This window comes from Pseudomonas sp. HMSC063H08, assembly GCF_001813645.1.
Lineage (GTDB): Bacteria > Pseudomonadota > Gammaproteobacteria > Pseudomonadales > Pseudomonadaceae > Pseudomonas > Pseudomonas aeruginosa.
The window spans coordinates 1-20,194 of the sequence record NZ_KV813357.1; the positions used below are offsets into that span (position 1 = coordinate 1).

General features: G+C 67.6%; 23 protein-coding genes. 9 read left to right on the forward strand and 14 right to left on the reverse strand.

The window, feature by feature from the left end; genetic code table 11:
* The 4 genes from HMPREF2924_RS36310 to trpI form a co-directional block, all read right to left on the reverse strand.
* Nucleotides 1–110 (reverse strand): hypothetical protein (locus HMPREF2924_RS36310; RefSeq protein WP_238578883.1); only part of this gene is annotated, 110 nt, incomplete at its 3' end.
* 295 nt (nucleotides 111–405) lie between these two features.
* Nucleotides 406–633, reverse strand: a complete 228-nt coding sequence (locus tag HMPREF2924_RS03945) for a DUF1161 domain-containing protein (RefSeq protein WP_003097347.1) — start codon at nucleotides 631–633, stop codon at nucleotides 406–408.
* A gap of 183 nt (nucleotides 634–816) precedes the next feature.
* Nucleotides 817–1,032, reverse strand: coding sequence for a dodecin (locus HMPREF2924_RS03950; RefSeq protein WP_003097345.1), 216 nt, complete (start codon nucleotides 1,030–1,032; stop codon nucleotides 817–819).
* Nucleotides 1,033–1,132: 100 nt separating this feature from the next.
* Nucleotides 1,133–2,020 (reverse strand): trpBA operon transcriptional activator TrpI, encoded by an 888-nt coding sequence (trpI, locus tag HMPREF2924_RS03955; RefSeq protein WP_003122282.1) that lies wholly within the window; start codon nucleotides 2,018–2,020, stop codon nucleotides 1,133–1,135.
* A gap of 103 nt (nucleotides 2,021–2,123) precedes the next feature.
* Between trpI and trpB the strand changes: the two genes are divergently transcribed.
* The 4 genes from trpB to HMPREF2924_RS03975 all read left to right on the forward strand — a co-directional run bounded on the left by trpB (nucleotide 2,124) and on the right by HMPREF2924_RS03975 (nucleotide 5,317).
* A complete protein-coding gene (trpB, locus tag HMPREF2924_RS03960; protein ID WP_003097340.1) occupies nucleotides 2,124–3,332 on the forward strand; it encodes a tryptophan synthase subunit beta in 1,209 nt (402 codons plus the stop codon).
* Entirely contained in the window at nucleotides 3,329–4,135 is an 807-nt protein-coding gene (trpA, locus tag HMPREF2924_RS03965) for a tryptophan synthase subunit alpha (RefSeq protein ID WP_003120671.1), read from the forward strand. The genes trpB and trpA overlap by 4 nt, the downstream gene beginning before the upstream one ends.
* Nucleotides 4,136–4,320: 185 nt before the next feature.
* The gene (locus HMPREF2924_RS03970) at nucleotides 4,321–4,944 is read left to right on the forward strand and encodes a response regulator transcription factor (protein ID WP_003111192.1); all 624 of its coding nucleotides are present in this window, start codon (nucleotides 4,321–4,323) and stop codon (nucleotides 4,942–4,944) included.
* A 7-nt stretch (nucleotides 4,945–4,951) separates the two neighbouring features.
* The gene (locus HMPREF2924_RS03975) at nucleotides 4,952–5,317 is read left to right on the forward strand and encodes an Hpt domain-containing protein (RefSeq protein WP_003097330.1); all 366 of its coding nucleotides are present in this window, start codon (nucleotides 4,952–4,954) and stop codon (nucleotides 5,315–5,317) included.
* On the opposite strand, the gene HMPREF2924_RS03980 is transcribed toward HMPREF2924_RS03975, so the two are convergent.
* Nucleotides 5,296–5,673 carry a DOPA 4,5-dioxygenase family protein gene (locus HMPREF2924_RS03980; RefSeq protein WP_003114635.1) on the reverse strand — a complete coding sequence of 126 codons (378 nt, stop codon included), beginning with the start codon at nucleotides 5,671–5,673 and terminating at the stop codon, nucleotides 5,296–5,298. The two genes, HMPREF2924_RS03975 and HMPREF2924_RS03980, sit on opposite strands and share 22 nt — an antisense overlap.
* A 10-nt stretch (nucleotides 5,674–5,683) precedes the next feature.
* Nucleotides 5,684–6,598 (reverse strand): choline sulfate utilization transcriptional regulator, encoded by a 915-nt coding sequence (locus HMPREF2924_RS03985; RefSeq protein ID WP_003122286.1) that lies wholly within the window; start codon nucleotides 6,596–6,598, stop codon nucleotides 5,684–5,686.
* A 112-nt stretch (nucleotides 6,599–6,710) separates the two neighbouring features.
* Here HMPREF2924_RS03985 and betC point away from each other — a divergent pair, with 112 nt between their 5' ends.
* The 3 genes from betC to HMPREF2924_RS04000 are packed head-to-tail and all read left to right on the forward strand — an operon-like array spanning nucleotide 6,711 to nucleotide 10,720.
* Nucleotides 6,711–8,222 (forward strand): choline-sulfatase, encoded by a 1,512-nt coding sequence (gene betC, locus HMPREF2924_RS03990; RefSeq protein ID WP_003111195.1) that lies wholly within the window; start codon nucleotides 6,711–6,713, stop codon nucleotides 8,220–8,222.
* A gap of 16 nt (nucleotides 8,223–8,238) precedes the next feature.
* On the forward strand, nucleotides 8,239–9,162 hold the full coding sequence (locus HMPREF2924_RS03995) for a choline ABC transporter substrate-binding protein (protein ID WP_003111196.1): 924 nt from the start codon (nucleotides 8,239–8,241) through the stop codon (nucleotides 9,160–9,162).
* A gap of 4 nt (nucleotides 9,163–9,166) precedes the next feature.
* Nucleotides 9,167–10,720 carry a SulP family inorganic anion transporter gene (locus HMPREF2924_RS04000; RefSeq protein WP_003097320.1) on the forward strand — a complete coding sequence of 518 codons (1,554 nt, stop codon included), beginning with the start codon at nucleotides 9,167–9,169 and terminating at the stop codon, nucleotides 10,718–10,720.
* A 3-nt stretch (nucleotides 10,721–10,723) separates the two neighbouring features.
* Here HMPREF2924_RS04000 and HMPREF2924_RS04005 read toward each other — a convergent pair whose 3' ends face one another.
* The 5 genes from HMPREF2924_RS04005 to hemF all read right to left on the reverse strand — a co-directional run bounded on the left by HMPREF2924_RS04005 (nucleotide 10,724) and on the right by hemF (nucleotide 15,486).
* Nucleotides 10,724–11,326, reverse strand: coding sequence for a hypothetical protein (locus HMPREF2924_RS04005; protein WP_003131389.1), 603 nt, complete (start codon nucleotides 11,324–11,326; stop codon nucleotides 10,724–10,726).
* Nucleotides 11,323–12,609 carry a peptidylprolyl isomerase gene (locus HMPREF2924_RS04010; protein WP_003142206.1) on the reverse strand — a complete coding sequence of 429 codons (1,287 nt, stop codon included), beginning with the start codon at nucleotides 12,607–12,609 and terminating at the stop codon, nucleotides 11,323–11,325. The genes HMPREF2924_RS04005 and HMPREF2924_RS04010 overlap by 4 nt, the downstream gene beginning before the upstream one ends.
* The gene (locus tag HMPREF2924_RS04015; RefSeq protein WP_003097316.1) at nucleotides 12,590–13,576 is read right to left on the reverse strand and encodes a phospholipase C/P1 nuclease family protein; all 987 of its coding nucleotides are present in this window, start codon (nucleotides 13,574–13,576) and stop codon (nucleotides 12,590–12,592) included. The genes HMPREF2924_RS04010 and HMPREF2924_RS04015 overlap by 20 nt, the downstream gene beginning before the upstream one ends.
* Before the next feature lie 110 nt (nucleotides 13,577–13,686).
* Nucleotides 13,687–14,511, reverse strand: a complete 825-nt coding sequence (gene aroE, locus HMPREF2924_RS04020; RefSeq protein WP_003097314.1) for a shikimate dehydrogenase — start codon at nucleotides 14,509–14,511, stop codon at nucleotides 13,687–13,689.
* Nucleotides 14,512–14,568: 57 nt separating this feature from the next.
* Nucleotides 14,569–15,486, reverse strand: a complete 918-nt coding sequence (hemF, locus tag HMPREF2924_RS04025) for an oxygen-dependent coproporphyrinogen oxidase (RefSeq protein WP_003097311.1) — start codon at nucleotides 15,484–15,486, stop codon at nucleotides 14,569–14,571.
* 190 nt (nucleotides 15,487–15,676) lie between these two features.
* On the opposite strand from hemF, the gene HMPREF2924_RS04030 reads away from it, so the two are divergent.
* Complete coding sequence (locus HMPREF2924_RS04030; protein WP_003131373.1) at nucleotides 15,677–16,654, forward strand: NADPH:quinone reductase; 978 nt, start codon at nucleotides 15,677–15,679, stop codon at nucleotides 16,652–16,654.
* Nucleotides 16,655–16,663: 9 nt separating this feature from the next.
* Here HMPREF2924_RS04030 and HMPREF2924_RS04035 read toward each other — a convergent pair whose 3' ends face one another.
* The 3 genes from HMPREF2924_RS04035 to HMPREF2924_RS04045 form a co-directional block, all read right to left on the reverse strand.
* Entirely contained in the window at nucleotides 16,664–17,221 is a 558-nt protein-coding gene (locus HMPREF2924_RS04035; protein WP_003097300.1) for an L-threonylcarbamoyladenylate synthase type 1 TsaC, read from the reverse strand.
* A gap of 40 nt (nucleotides 17,222–17,261) precedes the next feature.
* Nucleotides 17,262–18,350, reverse strand: a complete 1,089-nt coding sequence (dprA, locus tag HMPREF2924_RS04040; protein WP_003131371.1) for a DNA-processing protein DprA — start codon at nucleotides 18,348–18,350, stop codon at nucleotides 17,262–17,264.
* Nucleotides 18,351–18,484: 134 nt separating this feature from the next.
* A complete protein-coding gene (locus HMPREF2924_RS04045) occupies nucleotides 18,485–19,510 on the reverse strand; it encodes a LysM peptidoglycan-binding domain-containing protein (RefSeq protein ID WP_003097294.1) in 1,026 nt (341 codons plus the stop codon).
* Between the two features lie 138 nt (nucleotides 19,511–19,648).
* On the opposite strand from HMPREF2924_RS04045, the gene def reads away from it, so the two are divergent.
* Entirely contained in the window at nucleotides 19,649–20,155 is a 507-nt protein-coding gene (def, locus tag HMPREF2924_RS04050; RefSeq protein WP_003107059.1) for a peptide deformylase, read from the forward strand.
* Nucleotides 20,156–20,194: the final 39 nt, after the last annotated feature.

The window sequence follows — 20,194 nt, forward strand, 5'->3', positions numbered from 1 at the left end:
CGCTGCTGGCGGTCGCGGATCAGGTCGCGGTCGCCGGGGGAGGTGAAGGGGGCGGCGCTGGCCATGAGCGGCAGGCACAGGAAGATAAAGGCCAGGCGATGGAGAGCCACGAGTTCATTCCTTGAATTCAGAGAGGCGCGATACTGGCCCAGCGGCTACAGCGGGTAAGCAGGAATATTCCGAAATCCGTCTTCCATGAGTCGGACAATCCGGGAATAAGGCACAAGGCCATCTGGGCGCGCCGAAAAACCTAACACAGACTTTTGGATTAATCCGTTAGATGGCACGCTTTCTCGACGAACTGCAACAAGACCCATCGTTGGTAGGGTACTCATCGCGGCAAAAAGAAAGGGCCGGCTCCCATGGGAAAGCCGGCCCCGGATACTGCTCGTCGCAGGCGCTGCATCAGCCGCGCTGGTAGACGATTTCCTTGGTGCCGCCGTCGCAGGTGCCGACTACCTTCTTGTCGGTGACGCTGCCCTTGTCGACGATTTCCAGGGTGTAGGCAGGAACGCCGTTGGCCTTGATCTTCGCATCGATCTCGGCTTTCAGTTCCTCACAGGGCTTGGCGGCGAATGCGCTGCCCGCCACGGCAAACAGGCCGACTGCCAACATCAACTTCTTCATGAACACATTCCCTCGTTGCATGGATGAAGACCCGAACGGGTCAGGCTTGCCAAATGCGGCAAGGTTGAGACGAGCGCGCCGCCCATGGAGGCACGCCGCCCTCATAGCCTGTGCATGATCCGGCGAAGCGGAAAGACGCGGTGGCCTTCCCAGGGCGCTGGCGATCGTGGACAGGTTTCCAGGGTGCCATCAGCTATTGGCGATACGGAACCCTACTTTCAGGGTCACCTGGTAATGGCCGACGGCGCCGTTCTCGATGTGCCCGCGGGTATCCACCACCTCGAACCATTCCAGATGCTGGATGCTCTTCGCCGCTTCGGCGAGGGCGTTGTTGATGGCGTCCTCGATGCTGGTCTTGGACGAGCCGACCAGTTCGATCTTCTTGTAGGTGTGGTGATTGGACATGAACTCTCTCCCCGGACGATGCCTGGTTCTTCGCGCCCGACGGGCGCCTCTGTTCAATGGACACTAGCCGAGCCGGAAAAGTGCAGCAAATCGCCAGCGCTCAGCCTGCCAACTGCTCCCGCAACCATTGCGCCAGGCGCCCGGCACGCGGATCGTGCAGGCGCGCCGGTACCCACAGGGCCAGGCGCGCGTCGGTCTCGATGAAGCCCCAGGGCGCCGCCAGGCGGCCCGCGGCGAGATCGTCGCGGACCAGCGCCTCCGGGGCGATGGCCACGCCGAGGCCCGCCACCGCCGCTTCCAGCAGGTAGTAGAGATGCTCGAACCCCTGGCCATAGCGCAGCGCCTCCGCCGCCAGCCCCTGGCTCGCGGCCCAGGCCGGCCAGGCCTGGGGTCGCGAGGCGGTATGCAGCAGCGGCTCCTGCAACAGCCGCGCGGCGGGCGCCTGGGCCAGGCCGGTTTCCTGCGCCAGGCGCGGGCTGACCACCGGGCCCATGCGCTCGGGCGCCAGTTCGAAGACCTGCATGTCCGCCGGCCAGGGCGGCTCGGCGAACCAGAGCATGGCGTCCAGGCCGGGACGACGCGGATCGAACTCGCCCTCGCTGGTGGACAGTTGCAGGCGCAGGTCGGGGAGGGCACGGTTGAGCTGGTCCAGTCGCGGGATGAACCAGCGCGCCAGCAGGCTGCCGGGTACGCCGAGGACGAACGGGGCCTCGGCGGTCTGCCGGCGCAGCTCGGCACAGACGCCACGCAGTCGCTCGAACGCATCGCCGCAGGCGTCACGCAGGCGAACGCCGGAATCGGTGAGTTTTACGCCGCGCCCATCCTTGCCGAACAGGGCCACCCCGAGATCGTCCTCGAGCAACCGCACCTGCCGGCTCACGGCGCCATGGGTAACGTGCAGTTCCTCGGCCGCCAGGCTGATGCTGTGCAACCGGGCAGCGGCTTCGAAAGCGCGCAGGGCATTCAGGGAAGGGAGGTCGCGGCTCATGGCTATTCGTGAGTTTTCCTGACAGGTTTGAGCAATCTTATCGGTTTCTTTTACCCGGCGGGGGGATTAGATTCTGCCCATACGTCATTTCCTGGAGCCCTCCATGACTTCCTATCGCAACGGCCCCGACGCCAAGGGCCTGTTCGGCCGCTTCGGCGGCCAGTACGTCGCCGAGACCCTGATGCCGCTGATCCTCGACCTCGCCCGCGAGTACGAGAAGGCCAAGGACGACCCGGCGTTCCAGGAGGAACTGGCCTACTTCCAGCGCGACTACGTCGGTCGACCGAGCCCGCTGTACTTCGCCGAGCGCCTGACCGAGCACTGCGGCGGGGCGAAGATCTACCTCAAGCGCGAGGAGCTGAACCATACCGGCGCGCACAAGATCAACAACTGCATCGGCCAGATCCTCCTGGCCCGGCGCATGGGCAAGAAACGCATCATCGCCGAGACCGGCGCCGGCATGCACGGCGTGGCCACCGCCACCGTCGCCGCGCGCTTCGGCCTGCAGTGCGTGATCTACATGGGCACTACCGACATCGACCGGCAGCAGGCCAACGTCTTCCGCATGAAGCTGCTGGGCGCCGAGGTGATCCCGGTGACCGCGGGCACCGGTACCCTGAAGGACGCCATGAACGAGGCGCTGCGCGACTGGGTGACCAACGTCGACAGCACCTTCTACCTGATCGGCACGGTCGCCGGCCCGCATCCGTACCCGGCGATGGTCCGCGATTTCCAGGCGGTGATCGGCAAGGAAACCCGCGAGCAACTGGCCGAGAAGGAAGGGCGCCTGCCCGATTCGCTGGTCGCCTGCATCGGCGGCGGCTCCAACGCCATGGGCCTGTTCCACCCGTTCCTCGACGACGCCGGGGTGCAGATCGTCGGCGTGGAAGCCGCCGGCCACGGCATCGACACCGGCAAGCACGCGGCCAGCCTGAACGGCGGGGTTCCCGGCGTGCTGCACGGCAACCGCACCTTCCTGCTGCAGGACGCGGATGGCCAGATCATCGACGCACACTCCATCTCCGCCGGCCTCGACTATCCCGGCATCGGCCCGGAACACGCCTGGCTGCACGACACCGGCCGCGTCGAGTACACCTCGATCACCGACGACGAAGCCCTGGAGGCCTTCCACACCTGCTGCCGCCTCGAAGGCATCATCCCGGCGCTGGAAAGCTCCCATGCCCTGGCCGAGGTCTTCAAGCGTGCGCCCAGCCTGCCCAAGGAGCACATCATGGTGGTGAACCTGTCCGGTCGCGGCGACAAGGACATGCAGACCGTCATGCACCACATGCAACAGGAGTCGAAAGCATGAGCCGCCTGCAGACCCGCTTCGCCCAGCTCAAGCAGGAAAACCGCGCCGCCCTGGTGACCTTCGTCACCGCCGGCGACCCGGACTACGCGTCTTCCCTGGAAATCCTCAAAGGCCTGCCGGCGGCCGGAGCCGACGTGATCGAACTGGGCATGCCGTTCACCGATCCGATGGCGGACGGCCCGGCCATCCAGTTGGCCAACATCCGCGCCCTCGAAGGCGGCCAGACCCTGGCCAGGACGTTGCAGATGGTCCGCGAATTCCGCAGCGGCGACAGTGAGACGCCCCTGGTGCTGATGGGCTACTTCAACCCGATCCACCACTACGGCGTCGAACGCTTCATCGCCGAGGCGAAGGAGGTGGGAGTGGACGGCCTGATCGTGGTCGACCTGCCGCCGGAGCACAACGAAGACCTCTGCCACCCGGCCCAGGCCGCCGGCCTCGACTTCATCCGCCTGACCACCCCGACCACTGGCGACCAGCGCCTGCCGACGGTGCTCGAAGGCAGTTCCGGGTTCGTCTACTACGTGTCGGTGGCCGGCGTCACCGGCGCCAACGCGGCGACCCTGGAGCACGTCGAGGAAGCAGTGGCGCGCCTGCGCCGGCATACCGACCTGCCGATCGGTATCGGCTTCGGCATCCGCAGCGCCGAACACGCCGCCGCGGTCGCGCGGTTGGCCGACGGCGTGGTGGTCGGCTCGGCGCTGATCGACCGGATCGCCAAGGCCCGCGACAATGCCCAGGCGGTCAAGGATGTCCTCGCCCTGTGCGGCGAGCTGGCCGAAGGCGTGCGCAACGCACGCTGACAGACCCTGACAGCGGCATTCGCCAGGCGCAGGCAACCCGCTGCGCCTGGCCTTGCGTTGCACGCTGCCAGAACCGTGAGGAAAAATTCACGGTCACTTTCAGAAACGTCTTATTGTCCGCCGACTCTGCCGAAGCCTTGAATAGCGCCTCACCCAAATAGCCAACGCATTCAAAGAAGGTTCGCATGAGTAAGGTGCTGATCGTCGATGATCATCCCGCTATCCGCCTGGCCGTGCGCTTGCTGTTCGAGCGCGACGGTTTCACCATCGTCGGCGAGGCCGACAACGGTGCCGAAGCCCTGCAGGTAGCCCGCAAGAAGTCTCCCGACCTGGCCATCCTGGACATCGGCATCCCCAAGATCGACGGTCTCGAAGTGATAGCCCGCCTGAAGTCCCTGAAGCTGGACACCAAGGTCCTGGTCCTGACCCGGCAGAATCCGGCGCAGTTCGCCCCGCGCTGCCTGCAGGCCGGCGCCATGGGCTTCGTCAGCAAAAGGGAAAACCTCTCCGAGCTGCTGCTCGCCGCCAAGGCCGTGCTGGCCGGCTACATCCACTTCCCCACCGGGGCGTTGCGCAGCATCAACCAGCAGAGCCGCGACAACGAGGCCCGCATGCTGGAAAGCCTTTCCGACCGCGAGATGACCGTGCTGCAGTACCTGGCCAACGGCAATACCAACAAGGCCATCGCCCAGCAGCTGTTCCTCAGCGAGAAAACCGTGAGCACCTACAAGTCACGCATCATGCTGAAACTCAACGCCCATTCCCTGGCCGGCCTGATCGATTTCGCCCGCCGCCACGAGCTGATCTGAGGATCCCATGCGAACGTTCGACCTGACCGCCGCCCTGGGCGACCGCGCCAACCAACCGGAGATCAGCCGCCTGCTCGTCGCGCAGCTGATGACCAGCAACAACGAAGACACCCGCAAGCTGCGACGCGCCCAGGAGCGCGAGCAGACCCAGGAACTCAACGAGCTGGCGCACCGCCTGGCGGGCATGGCCTCGCTGATCCACGCCCACGCCGTGGAACGCGCCTGCCACCAACTGGAGATCGCCTGCGGCGAAAGCTCCGTGCGCAAGCTCGCCGATGCCGTCGACGACCTGGTGACGGCACTGGGCGAGCTGCAATGCGAACTGCACGACTGGATGACGATGACCGCGCCTCAAGGCACGGCGAAGTCATAGCGTTGCGGGCCTTCGTCCAGGATCGACAGGTCCAGCGGGCGAATGGCTCCCATCCAGATGGCTCGGTCGCGATGGTCGAGCAGATCGTTGCCGGTGACCGGGTGGATGAACACCACCAGGTCCTGCCGATGGATGGCCAGCCAGGGCACCAGCTCGCCGAACACCTCGGGAGCGAATGCCAGCTGGCAGCTCCAGTCCGGATGCGGCCCTACCGGCCGCTCATGGACCCGCCCCATCTTCAGCGGAAAGCGCCGCGCCGCCTCTTCGCAAAGGGCCCGGGCTCGCTCGATGCTCTGCGCATCGAAATAGACGTGAGCATGGAAGCCCTGGATGCGGGGGGTGGAATACTCGTTCATCGTCACCTCTTCAAGCGCCGCCGGCCTGCAACTCGGCCTGCAGCCAGTCGACGAAACCGTCGACCAGCCGCTGGCGCCGCTTGCGCTCCGGCAATACCGCATAGTACCCGTATCGCGACAGGCAGCTCTCGCCAATGGGCCGGCAAAGCAGCCCCTGTTCGAGCAGGCCGTCGACCAGGTGGCGCCAGCCGATGGCCACGCCCTGGCCGGCGATGGCCGCCTGGATCAGCAAGGTGTAGTTGTCGAAGCTGAGCACCGCCGGAATCGGCTGCCGATCGATGGCCAACGCTTCGAACAACGCCGGCCAGTCGAACCAGCGGGCGTGCTGCGCCGGCTTCAGATGCAGCATCGGCAGGCGCGCCAGGTGCGCCTTGGCCAGCGGCAACTGCAATCCCTCGACCAGGCGTGGGCTACAGACCGGGAACACCTCCTCGCGAAACAGCCGGTGCGCTTCGCCGTGCTTGGAACGACCGTCGCCGAACAGGATCGCCACGTCGATATCGCCGCGCTGGCCGGCCAGGCCGCGCTCGCTGGTCACCAGGCTCACGTCCAGGTGCGGATGGGCCTGGTGGAAGCGCGGAAGGCGCGGCATCAGCCAGTAGGCGGCGAAGGCGTAGTCGGTGGCCACCTGGAGCACCTCGTGGCGCTGGCGCGCGCCCAGCGCGGCGATGCCGGCATCGATCGTCTCGAGGCCGGCGGCCACGTGGCGGAGCAGGAGCTGGCCGGCGTCGGTGAGCACGATGCCTCGATGGACGCGCTGGAACAGAGGGGTCGCCAGCTCCTTCTCCAGGCGTTTGATCTGCTGGCTGACCGCAGGCTGGGTGGTCCCCAGCTCCTCGGCGGCAGCGGTGAAGCTGAGCTGGCGGGCGGCGGACTCGAATACCCGGAGCAGGTCGAGGGACAGCGGCATGAGGCGTTCTCCCATAAGCCAGGCTTATCCAACGCATCCAGCCCCATGCGGTTTACCAGGGATTTCGATGCACTGATGATCGACGCAGCACTATCGCATAACCCAATCGCATGGGATAAGCCGCCCGATGAAGACCTCGCCGAACATCCTGTTCATCATGGCCGACCAGATGGCCGCGCCGCTGCTGCCGCTTCACGATCCGCGCTCGGTGCTGCGCATGCCTCACCTCTCGCGCCTCGCCGAACGGGCCGTGGTGTTCGACTCGGCGTACTGCAACAGCCCGCTCTGCGCGCCGTCGCGCTTCACCCTGGTCAGCGGTCGCTTGCCTACCCGCATCGGCGCCTGGGACAACGCCGCCGACTTCGCCGCCGATACCCCCACCTACGCCCACTACCTGCGCAACCTCGGCTATCGCACGGCGCTGTCGGGCAAGATGCACTTCTGCGGTCCCGACCAGTTGCACGGCTACGAGGAACGCCTGACCAGCGACATCTATCCGGCGGACTATGGCTGGGCGGTGAACTGGGACGAGCCGGAGGTGCGCCCGAGCTGGTACCACAACATGTCCTCGGTTTTGCAGGCCGGTCCCTGCGTGCGCACCAACCAGCTGGACTTCGACGAGGAGGTGGTGTTCAAGGCCCGCCAGTACCTCTACGACCATGTTCGCCAGCACGCCGGCCAGCCATTCTGCCTGACCGTGTCGATGACCCATCCGCACGACCCCTACAGCATCCCGGCGAGCTACTGGAATCTCTACCGCGACGAGGACATCCCGCTGCCGCGCCAGCGCTTCGCCCAGGAGGAGCAGGACCCTCATTCGCAACGCCTGCTGAAGGTCATCGACCTGTGGGACAAGCCGTTGCCCGAGGAGCGCATCCGCGCCGCCCGGCGTGCCTACTTCGGCGCCTGCAGCTACGTCGACGCGCAGATCGGTGCGCTGCTGGCGACCCTGCAGGAATGCGGGCTGGCCGACGACACCATCGTGGTGTTCTCCGGCGACCATGGCGACATGCTCGGCGAGCGCGGCCTCTGGTACAAGATGCACTGGTTCGAGATGGCCGCGCGCGTGCCGCTGCTGGTCCATGCGCCGGCGCGCTTCGCGCCGCGCCGCATCGGCGCTTCGGTATCCACCGTGGACCTGCTGCCGACCCTGGTGGAGCTGGCCGGCGGCCAGGTCGATCCACGCCTGCCGCTGGAAGGCCGCTCGCTGCTGCCGCACCTGCGCGACGGCAGCGGGCATGACGAGGTGATCGGCGAATACACCGCCGAGGGCACCCTCAGCCCGCTGATGATGATCCGCCGCGGCGACTACAAGTTCATCTACTCCGAGCAGGACCCCTGCCTGCTCTACGACCTGCGCAACGACCCGCAGGAGCGCGAGAACCTCGCCGCCAGTCCGGCCCATCGCGGAACGTTCGAGGCGTTCCTCGACGAGGCCCGGCGACGCTGGGACATCCCCGCGATCACCCGCGCCGTACTCGACAGCCAGCGCCGCCGACGCCTGGTGGCCGCCGCGCTGGCGCGAGGGCGGCTGGCCAGCTGGGACCACCAGCCGTGGGTCGACGCCAGCCAGCAGTACATGCGCAACCATATCGACCTGGACGATCTCGAGCGCCGCGCGCGCTTCCCGCAACCCTGAGCACGAGGGCACTTCCATGAACCGGCTTCCCACCTGCCTGCTGGCCGCCACCCTGTTCCTGGGCAGCGCCTCGCTATACGCCGAAGACCCCGCCTGTGCCCGCGTCAGGCTGGCCGATCCAGGCTGGAGCGATATCGCGGTGACCAACGCCACCGCCGCGTTTCTCCTGGAAAGCCTCGGCTACCAGGTGAAGATCGATACCCTGTCGGTGCCGATCATCTATGGCGGCCTGCGCGACGGCCAGGTGGACGCCTTCCTCGGCGGCTGGATGCCCGCGCACCAGGACTATCACGACAAGTTCATCGCCAGCGGCCAGGTCGAACGCCTCGCTCGCAACCTCGATGGCACCCGCTTCACCCTGGCGGTGCCGCGCTACGTCTGGGACGCCGGCGTACACCGCTTCGAAGACCTCGCCGCGCAAGGGCAACGCTTCAACCGCAAGCTGTACGGGATCGGCTCCGGCGCGCCGGCCAACCAGTCGATCCAGAAGATGATCGACGCCAACCAGTTCGGCCTCGGCGACTGGAAGCTGGTGGAGTCCAGCGAGCAGGCGATGCTCGCCGAACTCGGCCGGGCCGAGAAGCGCCAGCGCTGGCTGGTGTTCCTCGGCTGGACGCCGCACCCGATGAACATCCGCCATGACCTGCGCTACCTGGAAGGCGGTGAGCAGTACTTCGGCGACCGCGGCCAGGTCTACACCCTGGCACGCAAGGGCTACGCCGCGCAGTGCCCGAACCCGGCGCGGCTGCTGGCCAACCTGCGCTTCGACCTGGATATGGAGAACCGCCTGATGAGCGACGCGCTGGAAGGCACGGCGACTCCGGCCTCGGCGACCCGCGCCTGGCTCAAGGCCAACCCGCGGGTGCTCGAGGCCTGGCTGCAAGGGGTGACCAGCCGCGACGGCGGCGACGCCCTGGCCGCGGTTCGCGGCCAGCCATAGCGCCATGTGGACGCGCCTGCTGCCGTTCCTCGCCTGGCTACCGGGGCTACGCCGGGGCACGCTCAGGCGCGAGGCCTGGGTCGGCCTGAATGGCGCAATCCTGGCACTGCCGCAATCGATGGCCTATGCGCTGATCGCCGGCCTGCCAGCGGAGTACGGCCTGTACGCGGCGATGCTGCCAGTGGCGATCGCCTGCCTGTGGGGCTCGTCGCGCTACCTGGTGAGCGGTCCCACCGCGGCGATCTCGGTGCTGCTGTTCAGTTCGGTGGCCCCGCTGGCGCCGCTGGGCAGCCCGCAATACGTCCAGGCCGTGCTGCTGCTGACCTTTCTCGCCGGCGCCTTCCAGTGGCTGCTCGGCGTCCTGCGCGTCGGGTCGCTGGTCAATTTCGTCTCGCATTCGGTGATGCTCGGCTTCACCCTTGGCGCGGCGCTGCTGATCGTCCTCGGCCAACTGCCCTATCTTCTCGGCCTGGCCGCGAGCGGGGAGGGCGCAGCGCCGGGAAACGGCTGGCGGCTGCTGGCGCGGTTCGCCGAGTTCGATGGCCCATCGCTGCTGGTGGGCGGCTTCAGCTTCGCGCTCAGCCTGCTGGTCAGGCGCCTCCGACCGCGCTGGCCGGCCCTGCTGCTTGGCTTGCTGGGCGGTGCCACGCTGGTCTGGGCGCTACCCGGGACCTTCGCCTCGGTAGCCCATGTGCAGGCCTTATCGAGTGCACTGCCGGGTTGGAATCCGCTGGTCTTCGATTCCCGATCGATCCTTGACCTGCTACCTGCGGCGGTGGCCTGCGGCATGCTCGGGCTGGTCACCAGCCTGTCGATCGCCCGCGCCCTGGCCGCGCGCCAGGGAGACGCGTTCGATGCCAACCAGGAGGTCCGCGCCCAGGGTCTGTCGAACCTGCTCGGGCCTTGGCTGTCGGCGAGCCTGTCGGCGGGTTCCTTCACCCGCTCCGGGCTCAATCTGGAAGCCGGTGCGCGCTCCCCGCTGGCGGGTGCGTTTTCGGCGCTCTGGGTGGCCCTGCTGGCCGTGCTCGGTGCGCGCCTGATCGAGCATGTACCGTTGCCGGCGATGGCCGCAGGCATCCTGCTGATCGCCTGGGGCCTGATCGACCGCCCGGCGCTCCGCGCGCTCTACCGCAGCGGCCGCGCCGAATGCCTGGTGGCCGGCCTAACCGCCCTGGCCACGCTGCTGTTGCCGCTGCAGAACGCCATCTACGCGGGAGTGCTGGCGTCGCTGTTCTTCTACCTGCGGCGCACCTCGACACCACGCGTACTGCGCCAGCGCAACGACGAGGAAGAGGTGCTGCGCATCGAAGGCTCGATCTTCTTCGGCGCCTGCGACTACCTGCAACGCCTCATGCGCCAATGCGACAGGCCACGGCTGGTGCTGGACGCCCGCCAGGTGAACTTCATCGACTTCGCCGGCGCAGTGCTGTTGCAGCAGGAAGCCCGCCGCCTGCACGCCGAGGGACGCCGCCTGGTATTGCGCCACGCTCGCCCGCAGGTCCGCGAAGCGCTGGGCCGGCAGGCCGACGAAGGCTGCCGCCTGCACTACGAAGGCTGACGCTCAGGGCGCCGCCGGCGATGTCGGTGCGCTGTCGCCGGGCAGCAGTTGCGGCGATTCCCGCTGCAGCTTGTCGCGCATCATCTCCAACTGTCCAAGGGCGGCGCGAGCCTCGTCGATTTCCTCGGCGCTGCGCTCGCCACCCTGTTCGGCCGCCTCGATCCGCGCGCGGATTTCCGGTATCTGCTGTACGCCGCTGGTGTAGGCCTGTACCAGTTCGCGGGTCTGTCGTTCCTCGAAGGCCTGGTACTGCTTCGGATCGGCCAGCTCCTGAGCCGTCGCGCCCTGGCGTGGTTGCAGGCCGCCGAGCGGCGGGCTGCGCGGGTCGCCCTCGTCGCGCAGCATCTGCATGAACTGGATCGCCTGCTCGCGATCCAGTTCCGCCGCCGGCGGCTCCGCCTCGTACGCCGGTGCCACCGCTTGCGATCGTACCGGCGCCAGCGGCGGCGGACGGTCGTCGACCGCGGGCAGCGCCGCAACCGTCCTGGCTGGCGGCGGAGAAGACGAGGAAGCGGCCATATCGGCGGGCGCCAGCAACACGCCGGCGCAGGCCAGGGCGATCGCCAGCCCGCTGCAGCCGAGGGCAACGCCGAGCCAGCGCTTCACAGGCCTTCCACCCTGGCGCCGGCCAGCAGGTTGCGCAGGCGCGTCTCGAACTGTGCTGCCAGTTGCTCGCGCGCCACCGCCTGGTTCACCTCGAAGCGCACGCTGCGGTCGTCGAGGGGCAACTGGCGATCCTCGCGGCTACGCACCCGGACGATCTCGAACGCGCCGTCGATGCGCATCGGCTGGGAAACCGTATCGGCCTTCTGGATCAGCGCAGTCTTGCGCAGCAGGTCGAGCCGGCCGTCCTGGGGCCGTATCAGGCCTAGGTCGCCGGGCGGGTCGCGGTCCCTGTCGTCGGCCAGGGAATAGCGGCGTACCGCCTCGTCGAAGGCCAGGCCGTTGCGCAACTCGGCGTAGACCTTGTCCGCGCTCGCCTGGTCGGCCAGGCGGATATGCGCCGCCTGCACCTGCGCGACGTTGCGGTAACGCTCCAGGTTGCGCCGATAGTAGGCCTCGGCGTCCTTGTCGCTGACCTTGCCGGCGAGTTCCCGCAGCGCATCGGACTCATGGTGGAAATCACTGTAGAGGCCGATCTGGTGCAGATAGCGATGGCGCACCAGCTTGTCCCGCACCAGGGTCCTCACGCCCTGCCGCTCTGCCGGGCCGAAGCCGTCCCGGGCCAGGCGGTACCAGAGGTAGTCGCGGCGGATGCGGGTCTGGACCTGGCGCGCCAGGTAGGCGAGGTTGCCCTGTTGCAATTCGACCTGGCCCTGGACGTTGTCGCCTTCGTACAGCGATAGCAGGTCGAGGACCTGTGCCGGCTGGCCGGGAAACTGCCAGCCGATCAGCTCGACCCCGGCCGCCTCGCGGCGCTGCGTCTCGTCCAGCAGCAGGCTGTTTTCCACCAGGCCGCGGCTCCTCGGCGCCAGCACCTCGCGCAAACGCTCCGCGCTCAGGGCCCGGGGCTGGCGCAGGTATGGCCCGAGGTCCTCGCGGTAGCGCCTGCCGTATACCTGTTCGAGCAGGTTGCCGGCCTCGATCTCCACGCTGGCGTCGAGATCGGCGCGGCTCTGCGCGGTGAGCTGGTCTTCCACCGCGCGTGCCAGCAGGCGGTTTTCCACCAGGCCACGGCGCAACTGCTGCGGGTCGGTGTTGAACTTGACCCGCGACAAGGCCTGCTCGAGCAGGTCGACGCTTTTCCCCGGCAGCACCTCGCCGTCGATCCGCAGATCCTGCGGCGCCTTGGCGGGGACGCCATGGGCGCTCCACGCCAGCAGCCCGAAGGCGACCCCGCACAGTGCGCGACGCCAGCCCCGAGCGCGGTCAGAGAGCAGTCTGTGCATCGAAGCTGTTGGCGCCCTTGGTCAGTACGGTGACGGTCAGGGCGATGGACTCGGGAATCAGCTCCTTCGCCACCCGCAGGCGCGTCTCGTAGCTGGTGTCGTAGAGCGGCTCGGGACGCGCGTAGGCGACCTGGCCGGTCTGGGTGAGCAGGTCGCGGATGCTCTTGCTCGGATCGTAGCGCCCCACCAGGTTGGCCACCGCCGCCGGGTCGTTGAGCTTCTCGCTGGCGTAGTGGTCGTCGACCCAGCCTTCCCAGCTGGAATGGCCGTTGGCCGAGGTGATCCACACATGGTGCGGCTGGGCCACGTCGCCGGTGGCGTGCAGGGCATAGCCGATGGTTTGCAGCGAAGGCGCGGCGCGGAACTGCTCGAACCAGTAGGTGGCGAGGTTGTCGATCGGCTGGAAGGCGGCGGTCTGGAAGTCGCCGTAGTGCTCCTGCCAGTCCGAGCGGGTGCCCTGGCGGTAGTGCGCCTCGGTGGTGTCGAAGTCCTCGCGCTTCAGCTCGCGGTTGTAGAGATAGACCATGGCGTACCAGTCGACGTCGGCGATGCCGCCGTCGACCTTGTGGTAGCGGTAGTCGTAGCCGCCGTGGGGGTTGCCATGGGAATCGCCGTCGCGGGCCAGGTTGAGGAAGTGCCAGTACGAGGTGTAGTTGACGATGCCCGAAGCCGCGCCCCACAGCGGCGCGTGTTCGTAGCCGACCCACCAGCCCCCGAGACGGGTGTCCTTGAAGTCGTCCACGTCGAAGGCCGCCTGGCCGAGGATCTCCCCGGCCTGCGCCTCGCTGCCGGCGGCGCTCACGTAGAACCGGTAGGCCTGACGCATCTCCTCGGTGGCGTAGGAGGAGTTCATGAAGGCCAGGGCGTCCTTGACGATGTTCTTGTGGGTCGGTTGCGACCAGGCGTTGGCCTGGCTGGCGATGGCGCAGATGCAGAGACCGGCGGCCAGGCGGGCGAAGGTTTTCATCGGCAGCGCTCGAGAGTGAGTGAAGCCTGAAGTCTTAACCCGGTTTTGTGATTCCTACATGTCAGATGGAAACCGATTTGAGACGTACGTCTCAAATGCGGCCTGACAACTCAGACAGTTGCCAATTGCCGGCGCAGCGTCTCCAACACCGGCGCCGAGGCAGGACGCACGCCACGCCAGAGGAAGAATGCCTCGGCGGCCTGCTCCACCAGCATGCCCAGGCCATCCAGGGTACGCGCCGCACCGCGTTCGGCGGCCCAGCGGTTGAAGGCGGTCGGTTCCTTGGCATACATCATGTCGTAGCAGACGGTACGGCCGGGCTCGATCACGCTCTGCGCCAGCGGCGGCACGTCGCCGGCAAGACTGGCCGAGGTGCCGTTGACGACCAGGTCGAAAGGCCCTTCGACCTCGGCGAAACCGCAGCCGCGCACCGCGCCGAGATCGGCGAATCGCTCGGCCAGGTCCACGGCCTTCCGCGCCGTGCGGTTGGCGATCAGCAACTCCGCCGGGCACTCGCCGAGGAAGGGTTCGAGCACCCCGCGCACCGCACCGCCGGCGCCGAGCAGGAGAACCCGCTTGCCGCGCAGCTCGACCCCGGCGTTCGCCGTCAGGTCCCGCAGCAAGCCCGCGCCGTCGGTGTTGTCGCCGCGCAGGCGACCGTCGGCCAGGCGGATCAGGGTGTTCACCGCCCCGGCCCGGGTGGCCCGCTCGCTCAATTCGTCCACCAGACGATAGGCCTCTTCCTTGAACGGCACGGTGACATTGGCGCCCTTGCCCTGCTCGAAGAAGCGCCGGGCGAACCCGGGGAAATCGTCCAGCGGCGCCAGCTGCGCGTCATAGACCAGCGCCTCGCCGGTCTGCTCGGCGAACAGGCGGTGGATCAGCGGCGACTTGCTGTGGCCGATGGGGTTGCCGAATACGCAGTAGCGGTCCATGGGTCGTTCCTTTGCCGGGGTGGGACGGGACGAGCGGACTCGTCCCCTGCGGGCGGGTCAGGGCTGGCCGGCGAGCCAATCGCGGTCGGCGAGGAAATACTCGGTCAGGCGCGCTTCCTCGCTGCCCGGCTCGGGTTTCCAGTCATAGCCCCAGCGCACCTGCGGCGGCAACGACATCAGGATCGATTCGGTACGGCCGCCGGACTGCAGGCCGAACAGGGTGCCACGATCGAAGACCAGGTTGAACTCCACGTAGCGACCGCGACGATAGGCCTGGAACTCTCGCTGCCGTTCATCGAACGGCGTGTGCTTGCGGCGCTGGACGATCGGCAGGTAGGCGTCGATATAGGCGTCGCCGATAGCGCGGATGAAGGCGAAGCAGGTGTCGAAGTCCCACTGGTTGAGGTCGTCGAAGAACAGGCCGCCGATGCCGCGCGGCTCGTTGCGGTGCTTGAGATGGAAGTAGCGGTCGCACCATTCCTTGTAGCGCGGGTAGACGTCCGCGCCGAACGGCGCGCAGGCGTCGCGAGCGACCCGGTGCCAATGCACGCAGTCTTCCTCGTGGGCGTAGTAGGGGGTCAGGTCGAAGCCGCCGCCGAACCACCAGACCGGCTCCTCGCCTTCCTTCTCGGCGCAGAAGAAACGCACGTTGGCATGGGAAGTCGGCACGTGGGGGTTTTCCGGATGGATCACCAGCGACACGCCGAGCGCCTGGAAACCGCGCCCGGCCAGTTCCGGCCGATGGGCGCTGGCCGAGGGCGGCAGGCTATCGCCGAAGACGTGGGAAAAATTCACCCCGCCCTTCTCGATCAATGCGCCGTCGCCGATTACCCGCGTCCGTCCGCCGCCACCGGCCGGACGCTCCCAGGCGTCCTCGGCGAAGCGGGCCTTGCCGTCCTCCGCCTCGAGGGCGGCGCAGATGCGGTCTTGCAGGTCGAGCAGGTAGGTTTTGACAGCGGCGATACGGTCGGTCACGGAGTTCACCTTGGAGCGGGGAGGCCGCGCGGGGCGCGGGCTGGCGACGAAACGAGGGCGCAAGCATACCACCCTGGATGGGTAGCCGGCGCTTGACGGCCGTCAAGGGGAAGGCTTGGATGAAGGCCTTTACCCAGGGTCGCCCACCCGGCGCGACCGTCCGAAACCCTGACGAAGCAGGAGTTCCAGCATGGCCAAGCGCATCCAGTTCGCTGCCTACGGCGGCCCCGAAGTCCTCGAATACCGCGACTACCAACCCGCCGAGCCGGGCCCCCGGGAAGTCCGCGTGCGTAATCGCGCCATCGGCCTGAACTTCATCGACACCTACTACCGTAGCGGCCTCTATCCAGCCCCCGGCTTCCCTTCGGGGCTGGGTAGCGAAGGGGCCGGCGAGGTCGAGGCGGTGGGCAGCGAAGTGACCCGTTTCAAGGTCGGCGACCGCGTCGCCTACGCCACCGGCCCGCTGGGCGCCTACAGCGAACTGCATGTGCTGGCGGAGGAGAAGCTGGTCCACCTGCCCGACGGCATCGACTTCGAACAGGCCGCCGCGGTGATGCTCAAGGGGCTCACCACCCAATACCTGCTGCGCCAGACCTACGAACTGCGGGGCGGCGAAACCATTCTCTTCCATGCCGCCGCGGGCGGCGTGGGCCTGTTCGCCTGCCAATGGGCCAAGGCCCTTGGAGTGCAACTGATCGGCACCGTCAGCTCGCCGGAAAAGGCGCGCCTGGCCAGGCAGCACGGTGCCTGGGAGACCATCGACTACAGCCACGAGAACGTGGCGCGGCGGGTGCTCGAACTGACCGACGGGAAGAAGTGCCCGGTGGTCTACGACTCGGTGGGCAAGGATACCTGGGAAACCTCGCTGGACTGCGTGGCGCCGCGCGGCTTGCTGGTCAGCTTCGGCAACGCCTCGGGGCCGGTGACCGGGGTCAACCTCGGCATCCTCTCGCAGAAGGGTTCGCTGTACGTGACCCGGCCGACCCTGGGCAGCTACGCCGATACCCCGGAAAAACTCCAGGCGATGGCCGACGAGCTGTTCGGCCTGATCGAGCGCGGCAACATCCGCATCGAGATCAACCAGCGCTTCGCCCTGGCCGAAGCAGCCAGGGCGCATACCGAACTGGCCGCACGGCGAACCACCGGCTCGACCGTACTGTTGCCCTGAAGCGCGTACTCAGGCCGGGCGGATGACCTGCCCGGTCACCAGGTCGCGGATCAGGCTGGGGTTGCGGCGCCCGCCAAGGGCGCCGCCGAGGATAGCGTCCAGCTCGTCGTGGAAGTATTGCTCCACCCGCAGCCGCGTGCGCGCCGCCGGGCGCCCGGCCGGATTGGCCGAGGTGGAGATCAGCGGACCGGTGAGATGGCACAGTTCCTGTACCAGGGGGTGGTCGGTGACCCGCACGGCGACGCTGTCATGGACGCCGGTGACCCACTCCGGCAGGCGCTCCTGGTGCGGCACCAGCCAGGTGTTCGGCCCCGGCCAGGTACCGGCCAGGCGGTCCAGCCAGACGTCCGGCAGGTCTTCGAGAAGGAAGTCGAGCTGGTGGATGTTCGCCGCCACCACGATCAGGCCCTTTTCCACCGGCCGCGCCTTCAGCGCCAGCAGGCGATACACCGCATCCTCGTTCCACGGGTCGCAGCCGAGCCCCCATACCGCCTCGGTGGGATAGGCGATCACGCCGCCCTCGCGGACGACCCGGGCGGCGCATTGCGCACGAAAGCTGCTGATCATCGACTCACTCCAGCGGACAGGGTGCGCGAAGTGTACGGTTTCAGCCGGAGCGATGCACCCAGGTGCCGGCCTCGCAGGCGACCCGGCCGTCGAGTTCCAGTTCGCTGAGCGTCGCCAGCACGTCGGGCAGCGTCATGCCGCTGGCGGCGGCCAGGCCTTCGCTGGTGTAGGGCGCGGCGCGCAGCAGCGCCAGCAAAGGGTGGGGCAGGGGTTGCGCCGGCGCTTCCGCTGGCTCCGCCTGCGCCCAGCCGCGCAGTGCTTCGAGCACGTGCCCGACGCTTTCCACCAGCAGCGCGCCATCGCGAATCAGCTGGTGGCAGCCACGTGCGCCAGGATGGTGGATGGAACCCGGAATGGCGTACACCTCGCGCCCCTGTTCCGCCGCCAGCCGCGCGGTGATCAGCGAGCCGCTGGCGGGACTTGCCTCGACCACCAGCACACCCAGCGAGAGTCCGCTGATGATGCGGTTGCGCCGGGGAAAGTTTGCCGGCAGCGGCGGGCTGTCCAGCGGCAGCTCCGAAACCAGCGCGCCGCCACCCTCGACGATGCGCCGCGCCAGCGCCTCGTGGCACCGCGGATAGAGCCTGCGCAGGCCGGTGCCGAGGACTGCCACGGTCGCGCCGCCAGCCTCCAGCGCGCCCTCGTGGGCGGCGCCATCGATGCCCAGGGCCAGCCCGCTGGTGATGGCGAAGCCGCCCTGCGCCAGGCTGCGCGCAAAGCTCCGGGCGGTGCCCAGCCCGGCGGGGCTGGCGCGGCGGCTGCCGACCATCGCCAGTTGCGGCCATTCCAGAGTCTCCGGGGTGCCTTCGACGTACAGCAGCGGCGGGGCATCGGCGACTTCGGCGAGCAGTGCCGGGTATCCCGGGTCGTCCCACATCAGCAGGTGCCTGCGCGGACCTTCCAGCCAGCGCAGGGCTTCACCCGCCGCTTCCCGCACCGCCGGGCTGCGCCGCGCGGCAGCGGCCTCGGCAGGCACTCCCAGGGTGCGCCAGGCGCCGGCTGGCGCGGCAAGCGCGGAAGAGGCCGAACCGAAGGCCTCGATCAAGTGCAGGAAGCGCATGGGTCCCAGTTCGGGCAGGCCATGCAGGCGCAGCCGTGCTTCCAGTTCGGCTGGAGAATGGTTCTTCATCGCGACTCATCCATAGCAGGCAGGTCCATCGCTGACAGGAAGAGGGGAAGGGTCCGGCTTCCATCCTGGAAACCGTCGTATGAAATTTCCTTCCCCCAGAAACGCGAAACCCCCGCCGAGGCGGGGGTTTCGAGTCAGGGATTCTGCACCCTGTCGGTTACCGAGAGCGGCCTGCTGGCCATCAGAACCAGGGCGTAGCTCAGCTTCTTGTAGGTACGGAACACCATCAGCAGGCCGGCGCGTTCGTCGGGAATCTTCACCGACTCACCGGTAACGCGGTCGCGCACCGTCTCGCCGACCTTGTAGATCGCCAGCACGTTGCCCTCGGCCAGCCCGTCGCGCTGGCCACGGTTCAGGGTGACCACGTCGAACTGGCCGATCTGGGTCACGCCGCGCGGTACGTCGATGATTTCGCCCTTCACCTCGCGGCTCGGCTCGCCGGGCATGAAGGTGGAATTCACCGCACGCTCCTCGGTGGGGAACAGGCGGTCGCCCAGGCGCACTTCCTGGGTGGTGCGGGTCAGCGCCAGGGTCGCGACGTCGCCTTCGGTGGCTACCACCTCGCCGCCGCCGATGTCGTCGGCGTTGATGCCGAGGACTTCCTTGGTCTTCGGATCGATGTAGACCTTGCCCTGGCGGAAGATGCCATAGGCCGGCTGGCCGTCGGCGAACTTGCCGCGGGCGTAGATGCGGTCGCCGGTGCCGCTGACGATCCGCTCGGCGTTGCCGGCGACGATGTACGGCGCACTGGTGAAGGTCTTCTCGTCATCGACGATGCGGTTGGCCAGCAGGAAGCTGTTGATCTTGTCCAGCGGGATGGTCGGGATGGCCTCGGCGATCGGCGTGCTGCGGATCTTCGGCGACAGCTTGATGGTCCCGCGCGATTCGCCACGGTTCAGCACCAGGCGCGGCTGGCCATCGACGTAGACCAGGCTGAGGGTGTCGCCGGGGTAGATCAGGTGGGGATTCTGGATCTGCGGGTTGGCGTGCCAGAGTTCCGGCCACTTCCATGGCTGGCGGAGGAATTTCCCCGAGATGTCCCACAGGGTATCGCCCCTGACCACCGTGTAGCGGTCCGGATGCCCTTCCCTGAGGTCGACCTGGGCCTGCGCCAGACCGCTCGCGGCAAGGAGCAGAAGGGCGACTAGTGATTTCCTCATGCAGTGAATCCCTTTATCATGTCGACATACGCGAAACGCCCGAAGCCCGCGAGAAACGCGGTCTGAAGCCGTTTTCAAGCTGCGCGCCATCTTAGCAGCGGATTTTCAATCGATTCCACAAGTGCATCACAAACGCATATGGCCATCCTGAACATTCTCGAATTCCCCGATCCGCGCCTGCGGACCATCGCCAAACCGGTGGAGGTGGTCGACGACGCGGTGCGCCAGCTGATCGACGACATGTTCGAAACCATGTACGAAGCCCCGGGCATCGGCCTCGCCGCGACCCAGGTGAACGTGCACAAGCGCATCGTGGTCATGGACCTCAGCGAAGACAAGTCCGAGCCGAGGGTATTCATCAACCCCGAGTTCGAACCGCTGACCGAGGATATGGACCAGTACCAGGAAGGCTGCCTGTCGGTACCCGGCTTCTACGAGAACGTGGACCGACCGCAGAAGGTCCGGATCAAGGCCCTCGACCGCGACGGCAACCCCTTCGAGGAGGTCGCCGAAGGCCTGCTGGCGGTATGCATCCAGCACGAATGCGACCACCTCAACGGCAAGCTGTTCGTCGACTACCTGTCCACCCTCAAGCGCGACCGCATCCGCAAGAAGCTGGAAAAGCAGCATCGACAGCAGGCGTGACCCCATCCCCCAAAGGCTTGCCCCGGCAAGCCTTTTTCT